Source organism: Shewanella sp. SACH (assembly GCF_001887095.2).
GTDB lineage: Bacteria > Pseudomonadota > Gammaproteobacteria > Enterobacterales > Shewanellaceae > Shewanella > Shewanella baltica.
In genome coordinates this window covers 1-1,045 of sequence record NZ_MPDG02000016.1, presented here as the reverse complement: position 1 = coordinate 1,045, position 1,045 = coordinate 1, and the positions used below count along the sequence as shown (strand labels likewise).

Sequence of the window (1,045 nt, the reverse complement as noted above, 5' to 3'; positions counted from 1 at the left end):
TGACTTGTAATCAGTAGGTCCCGAGTTCGACTCTTGGTGCCGGCACCATATAAACAACGAAGCCACTCAATGAGTGGCTTTTTTGTATCTGAAATTTGAAGTGTTAGGTGCAACTGACTTACTCTCGATAAACCAGTAGGTCCTGAACTCGACTCTTGGTGCCGGCACCATATAAACAACGAAGCCACTCGATAAGTGACTTTTTTGTATTTTAAATTTGAAGTGTTCAGTGCAAATCGCAACTGACTTACTCTCGATAAAATCAATAGATCCCGAGCTCGACTCTTGGTACCGACACAATATAAACAACGAAGCCACTCAATGAGTGGCTTTTTTGTATTTGAAATTTAAATAATTTGAGCAACAGCAAAGCCTTTGGTCACCGCAACTGACTTACTCTCGATAATACCGGTAGGTTTTGAGATAGACTTTTGGTCGTTCAATTCATGCCAGTTCAAAATCATAGTTGCAGACAAACTTATAAACCAAAATCTGCTGTCGACAAAAGTACCGTAACACTTACTAAACTTCGCCATCAGACGATATTCCCCTCCCCTTCGCATACATAAAATGCCTTAAGCGTTAATTTTCTTTCTTAAAACACAGATTAAACGAGCACTGAAGTTAACCTTATCAGTCTAAAGGCAAGGCTATCATCACTAAAATGCTGAAACTTTCAGCGACTCAATATGAGTAAAGTGGAAGAATCAAATAAATGTTCGATTATTGTTTAATAGTTAATCAGTCATTTAAAAAGGGCTTGCACAGCCAAAGCGAGCACTATATTATACGCGCACTTCGAACGAACAAGGTCTTTAAGACTTAGTTTGAAGTAGTTAACTAACGCTTAGTTAGTTGCCCGAATAGCTCAGTCGGTAGAGCAGAGGATTGAAAATCCTCGTGTCCCTGGTTCGATTCCGGGTTCGGGCACCACAATTTAGCCGGCATAGCTCAGTTGGTAGAGCAACTGACTTGTAATCAGTAGGTCCCGAGTTCGACTCTTGGTGCCGGCACCATATAAACAACGAAGCCACTCAATGAGTGG

1 protein-coding gene and 2 tRNA genes are annotated in these 1,045 nt (G+C 41.0%); 2 read left to right on the top strand and 1 reads right to left on the bottom strand.

The annotated features are described in order from the left end of the window. Nucleotides 1–347: 347 nt before the first annotated feature. The gene (locus BM607_RS22020; protein WP_249269623.1) at nt 348–536 is read right to left on the bottom strand and encodes a hypothetical protein; all 189 of its coding nucleotides are present in this window, start codon (nt 534–536) and stop codon (nt 348–350) included. Nucleotides 537–857: 321 nt separating this feature from the next. Between BM607_RS22020 and BM607_RS21560 the strand changes: the two genes are divergently transcribed. Together BM607_RS21560 and BM607_RS21555 are read left to right on the top strand one after the other, a co-directional pair. Continuing rightward, a tRNA-Phe gene (locus BM607_RS21560) sits at nt 858–933 on the top strand. Between the two features lie 7 nt (nt 934–940). Next, a tRNA-Thr gene (locus BM607_RS21555) sits at nt 941–1,016 on the top strand. The last annotated feature ends 29 nt before the right edge of the window (nt 1,017–1,045 follow it).